This is a genomic window from Pedobacter sp. 10L46_2, from assembly GCF_056395165.1.
In genome coordinates this window covers 1-7955 of the sequence record NZ_JBFTIZ010000187.1, presented here as the reverse complement: position 1 = coordinate 7955, position 7955 = coordinate 1, and the positions used below count along the sequence as shown (strand labels likewise).

The following is a 7955-nucleotide window of genomic DNA, read 5'->3' as shown; positions in this document are numbered from 1 at the left end:
AATCAGGAATGAGTGCTGATTAATTAGCCAGATCCCTTTCCAAAATTTAGAAAATTATTAAAAAACATAACAGAAAAAGGCCCCGATAAAATTTCGGGGCCTTTTTCTGTTATTACAAATTTAATTATATAATCCTTTGATTATTTTAGGCGGTAGGAAGCGAGTTTTCTGTGAACCGACCTAGCGTTCATTTGGCTCTTTTTCTGAGCCAAATTAATGCAGCCGGGGAGCAGAATGCGAGCTTACCCTTCTACAACAACTCCCATTGTGCAGAATTTATCAATCCTAGTGGCAATCATCTTCTCAGTTTTCTCCTTAGTAAGCGTTTTCAAATCATCGAGAATCTGCTTTTTAATAGTTCCAGCCATTTGTTCTGGGTTTTGATGTGCACCACCAAGTGGTTCTTTTATAATACCATCGATAAGTTTGTTTTCGAACATATCATCAGAAGTCAGCTTTAAACATTCTGCGGCTCTTTCTTTATAATCCCAGCTTCTCCATAGAATTGAAGAACAAGATTCCGGAGAGATTACCGAATACCAGGTATGCTCTAACATATACACTTTATCTCCAATACCAATACCCAAAGCTCCCCCAGAGGCACCTTCACCAACAACAAAACAAAGGATTGGTACTTTTAGCACAGACATCTCTAATAAGTTTCTGGCAATTGCCTCTCCCTGTCCGCGCTCTTCAGCCTCAAGCCCAGGATATGCACCCATCGTATCTATAAAAGAAATAACAGGTTTGTTGAACTTCTCAGCCAGTCTCATTAGGCGAAGTGCTTTTCTGTAGCCTTCAGGATTAGCCATTCCGAAATTACGGTATTGACGCTCTTTTGTGTTTTTCCCTTTCTGATGGCCGATAATCATCACCGTTTTACCATCAATAGTAGCAAATCCACCAATAATTGCTTTGTCGTCTCCTACAGTCCTGTCGCCATGCATTTCAATAAAATCATCGCAGATCATGCTGATGTAATCTAAAGTCTGAGGCCTTTCCGGATGACGAGACATTTGAACTTTTTGCCAGCCTGTTAAATGGCTGTAAAGTGTCTTCTGCGTTTGTTCCAATTTTTCTTCAAGCTCTGCCAAGGTAGCAGACATGTCTACTTTTGTCTTATCAGCAACCTGTTTAACCTTTTCAATTTGCTGAACAAGTTCAGCTAAAGGTTTTTCAAAATCAAATGATGTTTTTATCTGTTCCATAAGCGGGCTGTAAAAATAGGTATTTTATTTTACCTGTTCAACTCCTTTTTATTGTAGATACAAGTTTACGGTAAGTTTATAATCAGGTCAACCTTTATGTTATAAATCTGTACTTACATGTTTAATAACCTTTGGATCAGTAATCAGAAAATTAGCCAACCCTCCGATAATTAATGAAGTGCCTGCAAGTAACATGGCATTAATGGCTTCCTTACCAAAAATTAAATGATAAAGAAAATTTAACCCTCCAGTTGCCGCTATAATTTGTGGAATAACAATAAACATATTAAAGATCCCCATATACATCCCCATTTTCTTTGCATGTATCGCACTTGAAAGCATCGCATAAGGCATAGAAAGTATACTACCCCACGAAATTCCGATTAATATAAAAGAATAAATCAGATATTCCGGATCACGAATAAAGTACATCGAGATAAACCCAATGCCACCTGCAAGCAAGCTAATCATATGAATATATTTTCTATTGATATCCCGCTTTGCCGCATATAGTGTTAATATTAAGGCAAAAGCCATCGATGATAAGCCATACATCCCCATATAAGAACCTACAAGATCAGCCGCATTGTTATATGCCTTACTGGCATCAGCAAACAGTGCTTTTGATGCAACATTACTCATATTATAGGCTTGTTCCATAGGCAATGGTGCTTTAAAAACATGATCAGTTAATGCGGGCGTAGCCAAACTCCACATAGCAAAAAAAGCGAACCAGCTAAAGAACTGTATTATTCCAAGAAGTGCCATAGTTTTTGGCATATTGGATATACTTTGAAAAATTTCCTTAACTCCGTTTAAAAGTCCCCTACTCTCATGGTTTGACTTCTTTAGTTCTGCGAGATCTTCCGGAGGATATTCTGAGGTCGTAAAAATGGTGTATAATATTGATAAGAGAAAGACTGCTCCTCCTATAGCAAATGCTATTTTAATTGAAAGAGGAACTATGCCAGGATCAGCAACATTTGATACACCTAATTTATTCACTAACCAAGGTAAATTACTAGCGATCCATGTGCCTACCCCGATAATTAAAGTTTGCATTACAAAACCGTAAGACCGTTGAGATTCAGGCAACTTATCGGCTACAAGGGCTCTAAAAGGCTCCATACTTATATTTATAGATGCATCCAGAACCCACAAACATCCCGCTGCAACCCAAAGTACAGGTGAATGTGGTAAAAAGAATAAGGTTAAGGTGCTTAAAATGGCTCCTATTAGAAAGAAAGGTTTCCTGCGTCCCCACGTTGGGTGCCATGTCCTGTCGCTTAAATAACCAATTATTGGCTGCACAAGTAAACCTGTTAGCGGCGCAGCTACCCAAAGCATCGGAATTTCGCCTTCGCTTGCCCCCAGGGTTTGGAAAATTCTTGACATGAACCCACCTTGTAATGCAAATCCAAATTGTATTCCTAAAAATCCAAAGCTCATATTGAAGATATTCCAAAAGGATAATCTTGGTTTAGCTAGTTTAATGCTACTCTTTTCCATATTAAAATTCAATCATTTGTGCAGATGAAGACATAACTTTAACTCTTATCATACCACTGTTCCATTATAAGAAATCACCTTTTCACCTTTGGGAATACTATATAATTCATTGAATATAAGCACTTCAAGGGTTTGCCCTGAATTGTTGGTGATGATAATTTGGCGTATAGTTATCTTTATTTTTAATTGTACTCCTCTAAAACCAATGGTAAACGAAAAAGAATCCCACTGTTTAGGTAAAAACGGACTGAACTTTAGTTGATTGTTTCTTACACGCATTCCTGCAAATCCTTCAACAATACTCATCCAGGTACCTGCCATAGAAGTGATGTGCAGGCCGTCTTCTGTATCATTATTATAATCATCCAAGTCCAAACGCGCTGTACGTAAGTAAAATTCATAAGCTCGTTGCTCGTCGTTAAGTTTTGCTGCTAATATGCTATGCACACAGGGTGAGAGCGAGCTTTCATGAACAGTTCTGCTTTCATAAAAATCGAAGTTCTTCCTTAAGGTTTCCAATTCATAATCATCTTCAAAGAAATACATTCCCTGTAGCACATCCGCCTGTTTAATGAAACCCGATCGTAATATTCTATCCCAACTCCATTTTTGATTAAGAGGCCGTTCTTCCGCCGCCAAGTCCTTAACCAGAATCTGCTCCTTATCCATAAAACCATCCTGTTGTAAAAATACTCCTGTATTTTCATCATAAGGATAATACATATTGGTAACTATTTTGGTCCAGTCGGCAAACTCCAGCTCCGCATTCAGATTTGCATTTAATATTACGTTCTGGTATTGCTCAGGGTATTTTTCCTTCACTATTTCCGCCACTTCAACAGTATATTTCAGGCACCACGCTGCTAGTGTATTGGTATACCAGTTGTTATTAACGTTATTCTCGTATTCGTTTGGCCCAGTTACCCCCAGCATTACATACTTATTCTTTTCTGTACTCCAATTAACCCTTTGTTTCCAAAAACGAGCAATGCCAATCAAAACTTCTAATCCATATTCACTTAAGTAACTTTCATCACCAGTATAACGGACATAGTTAAATATGGCAAATGCTATGGCTCCATTTCTATGAATTTCTTCGAAAGTTATCTCCCATTCATTGTGGCACTCTTCTCCGTTCATTGTTACCATCGGATATAGGGCGGCCCCATCTTTAAAACCAAGCTTTGATGCGTTTTCAATTGCCTTTTGAAGATGTTTATAGCGATATACCAATAAGTTTTTAGCTACTTCCTGAGGAGCTGTTGATAAATAGAAAGGAATACAATAGGCTTCGGTATCCCAATAAGTTGAGCCACCATACTTTTCTCCCGTAAACCCTTTAGGTCCGATATTTAACCTTGCATCTTTACCCRTATAAGTTTGATTTAATTGAAATATGTTAAATCTAATTGCTTGCTGAGCAGCAACATCACCAGCAATGACAATATCGCTTTCCTGCCATTTAACTGCCCACGCATCTGAGTGTTCTTTCAGCAACTGTTCAAAACCCTTGGCAGAAGCTTGATCGATTACTTGTTTTGATCTTTCAATTAGCACCTGCTTCTCGTGATTCTCGGAAGTTAGATTGGATACAATTTTATAAACATCAATCACATCGCCCTGCTTAACATTTACCTTAACTGTTTGGCCAAGGTATTTTTCACTCATAACCGGACTTAAGCTTACACTTTCATTATTTATCAGTATGGTTGATCTTGCACTCGTGCAAACATCAAAATCAGTTTTTTTTGTTTTTAGTAATAAATAATCGGTATTCTTATCCTGCTCTTTACTTACCTCATTCCAGAACTTTTCATCATAATTGGAGTCTTCATTCTTTACATCTCCATCAATAAAAGAAGTAACAGATAATACAATGTTTTCAAAGTTTAGTGGCACCAATTGATAATGTAATGCTCCCACTTCAYCATCTATAATACTGCAAAATCGTTTGGCAATAACTTTAACAGCTTTCCCATTTTTATTTTCGGCAATAAATGAGCGTGTAAGATACCCCTCCTTCATATTTAATACACGTTTGAAGGCTGTAACCTTACAGTTATTGAGGTCAAGGGTCTCATCCCCAATCCTAATATCAATACCTACCCAGTTTGTGGCATTAAGAACTTTAGCAAAATATTCAGGATAGCCATTTTTCCACCATCCAACACGGGTTTTATCTGGATAATAGATTCCTGCCACATAATTTCCCTGAAGGGTTTCTCCTGAATAAGCTTCCTCAAAATTAGCACGCTGTCCCATCCGACCATTGCCGATGCTAAAAATGCTTTCTGATATTTTATTTAAATGTGGATCAAAGCCTTCCTCTATAATATTCCATTCATCTGGTTTTATATAATTCTTCATCGTCTATTCTTCTCTGGTAGTTAATGTTAATTGGCCTTATGCATTTTCAAATTAATTATTCCTTAGGGCAAGGATTTTACCAAGTGTAATCTCTGACAAGTCTTTTGCTATTAAGTGCGTTTCTTTCAGATGTTCTTCATCACCTATTCCAATAACTTTCATATTTCCAGCAAGTGCAGCCATTACCCCTGCTTGCGCATCTTCAAATACAACACAGTTTTCAGGTTCTGTATTTAACATTTCTGCCGCTTTCAAAAAAACTTCTGGATCTGGTTTGGAGGTTGTTACTGAATTACCATCCACAATTGCATCAAAGAAATGTGCAAGATTGGTACGCTGTAAAATAATAGATGAGTTTTTACTTGCCGATCCTAAAGCGATTTTTATACCTGAAGATTTTAATTCGGTTAATAATGTTAAAGAACCAGGCAGCACCTCATCTGTTGTCATTTTATTGATCATAGCTACATACCATGAATTTTTGAGACTTGCTAATTCTTCTTTTTCTTCAGCAGATTTCTGCATACCACCCCAATCCAAAATCATTTCTAATGAACGCATTCTGTTTACTCCTTTTAATTGCTCATTTTGCAATTGAGTAAAATCAAAGCCCAATGAATTGGCCAGCTGTTTCCATGCTTTATAATGATAAACTGCTGTATCTACCAATACTCCATCAAGATCGAATATGCAGGCTATTTGTTGTGTATGTTGCATCTAGTTTAATTCTAAAACAAGTGTTGTTTTTGCGGGAACTGAAATGGTTTTAATACTGCCTAATTTTTCTTTTGTGAGGACATTAGTGGCAGAAGTAAACTTTGAGAGACGCTGCTCAAAACGAGAGGTATCTAACTCTTTTACTTTATCTTCCGTGTTAACAACAATCATGACATCTTTTTTACCAACTTCAGTATATCTGAAATAAGTGTACAATCCATCTTCAGGTACAAATTGCATTAACTTACCTGTTTGCAATGCTATACTCCCTTTTCTATAGTTGGCAAGAATACTGATATGATTCCATGCTTCATTTTCCTGAACCGTGCGACCGTTCTTTGTAAATTTATCAGTCTTATCTCCCTCCCATCCACCTGGAAAATCAGAGCGCACCAATCCATCAGGGTTAGAAAAGTTTTTCATTAGTATTTCTGTGCCATAATAGATTTGAGGTATTCCGCGCATGGTTAATAAAATAGACATACCTGTTTTGAATTTATTAAGGTCTTCACCAACCATAGAATAAAACCTACTCATATCATGATTGTCAAGGAAGACTACATTCTGGTCTGCATCCTTATAAAGGAAGTCTTGAGCAATGGTGGTGTAAAGCCTAAAGATCCCATCAGTCCATCCCGACTTCCCATTCAAGGCTTCATAAATTGCATTTTTGATAACCGCATCGGTTATTCCTGGCAATTCGGTATCAAAGCCTGGCCTTACGGTGCTTCCCCCAGTAAAAAAAGCTTGAGCTGCAACAGAATTCACAAGCGTTTCACCAAAAATAGATAGGGTCGGGAATTCGGCCTTTAGTTTTTTAGCCCAATCTCTCATATATTCAGGTTCATTATACGGATAAGTATCTAATCTTAATCCATCAATACCTGCATATTCAATCCACCAGATGTGATTTTGAGTAATGTAATTTTGAACGTATAGGTTTTTCTGATTGAAATCTGGCATTGAAGGCACGAACCACCCGTCAAGCATTTTTTTCTTATCTGTTTCAGAAGCATGCGGATCCATTACAGGCTCATCACGATAGCTGGTTTGTGTATAAGTCGGCCATTGATTAACCCAATCTTTCATTGGCATATCATTATAGAACCAATGACCGGTTCCCATATGGTTATGCACAACATCCTTAATCACCTTTAGCCCTTTTTCGTGTGCTTTATTAACATATGTTTTGTAAAGCTCTAAGGTGCCATAGCGCGGATCAATTTTATAATGATCGGTAGCAGCATAGCCATGATATGAAGCAAGTGGCATATCATTTTCAATTTCCGGTGTCATCCAGATGGTGGTAATACCGAGGTCTTTTAAATAATCGAGTTTACCAATTAATCCTTGCAGGTCACCACCATGACGGTAATACATCGAATCGCGATTCAACTTAGTTTCGCGCATGCCCTTTATTACATCATTAGATTTATCACCATTTGCAAAACGGTCTGGCATTAACAGATAAATAAGATCTTTACTTGTTACTCCCTGAATTCGGGACGAAGATTGTTCTTTGTTTTTAAGTTCGTAAACATATTGCAGCTTCTTTTTGCCATTTTTATTAAATACAATCGGGAATTTACCTGCCTTAGCTTCTGCGGATATTTCAAGATCAAGGAAAAGATAATTTGGGTTTTCAACTTTATGAATTTCTGCAAGTTTCACTCCAGGATAGTTGATCTCTGCCTCTAAAGCAGCTATCTCAGTGCCATGTACAAGAAGTTGTAACTTGGGATTGTACATTCCAACCCACCAAAACATAGGTTCAACACGTTCTAGCTTTTGGGCATTAACCCTTGTCGTTAATAAGACTAGAAACAATAGAATAAATGATTTCCTCATTTTTTAAGTTTAATCGGTTATAAAAAATATGAGATTAGGCGATATATACCCCGCAAAGATTGAGCATTGCGGGGTAATATCTATATATGAAAGTTAGTTTTTAACCAGGGTATACTTCAAATTGTTTACGTCGAATGTAACGGTATAACTACCTCCCGAAGTAACTTTAATATTGCCTCCATTAAAAACTGCAGTTCCACCACTACCGCCATAGTTCACATCCCATTTATGATCTTGCCTGAATTTCATTTCACCAATTTTTAAATCAGCTGTAACTGTCCAAACGCCATGGGCATAGGCCATATC

General features: G+C 37.4%; 6 protein-coding genes. All 6 read right to left on the bottom strand.

Annotated elements, in window-relative coordinates; all coding sequences use genetic code 11:
- Positions 1-242: 242 nt before the first annotated feature.
- Positions 243-1208 (bottom strand): acetyl-CoA carboxylase carboxyltransferase subunit alpha, encoded by a 966-nt coding sequence (locus AC1DDX_RS18075; RefSeq protein ID WP_288884399.1) that lies wholly within the window; start codon positions 1206-1208, stop codon positions 243-245.
- Between the two features lie 99 nt (positions 1209-1307).
- On the bottom strand, positions 1308-2717 hold the full coding sequence (locus AC1DDX_RS18070) for an MFS transporter (RefSeq protein ID WP_288884398.1): 1410 nt from the start codon (positions 2715-2717) through the stop codon (positions 1308-1310).
- 48 nt (positions 2718-2765) lie between these two features.
- The gene (locus AC1DDX_RS18065) at positions 2766-5084 is read right to left on the bottom strand and encodes a glycoside hydrolase family 65 protein (RefSeq protein ID WP_477622360.1); all 2319 of its coding nucleotides are present in this window, start codon (positions 5082-5084) and stop codon (positions 2766-2768) included.
- 51 nt (positions 5085-5135) lie between these two features.
- The gene (gene pgmB, locus AC1DDX_RS18060) at positions 5136-5801 is read right to left on the bottom strand and encodes a beta-phosphoglucomutase (RefSeq protein WP_288884395.1); all 666 of its coding nucleotides are present in this window, start codon (positions 5799-5801) and stop codon (positions 5136-5138) included.
- Positions 5802-7649 (bottom strand): glycoside hydrolase family 13 protein, encoded by a 1848-nt coding sequence (locus tag AC1DDX_RS18055; protein ID WP_337717222.1) that lies wholly within the window; start codon positions 7647-7649, stop codon positions 5802-5804.
- Positions 7650-7742: 93 nt separating this feature from the next.
- A partial coding sequence (locus AC1DDX_RS18050; protein WP_477622359.1) for a cadherin repeat domain-containing protein occupies positions 7743-7955 on the bottom strand: 213 nt, incomplete at its 5' end.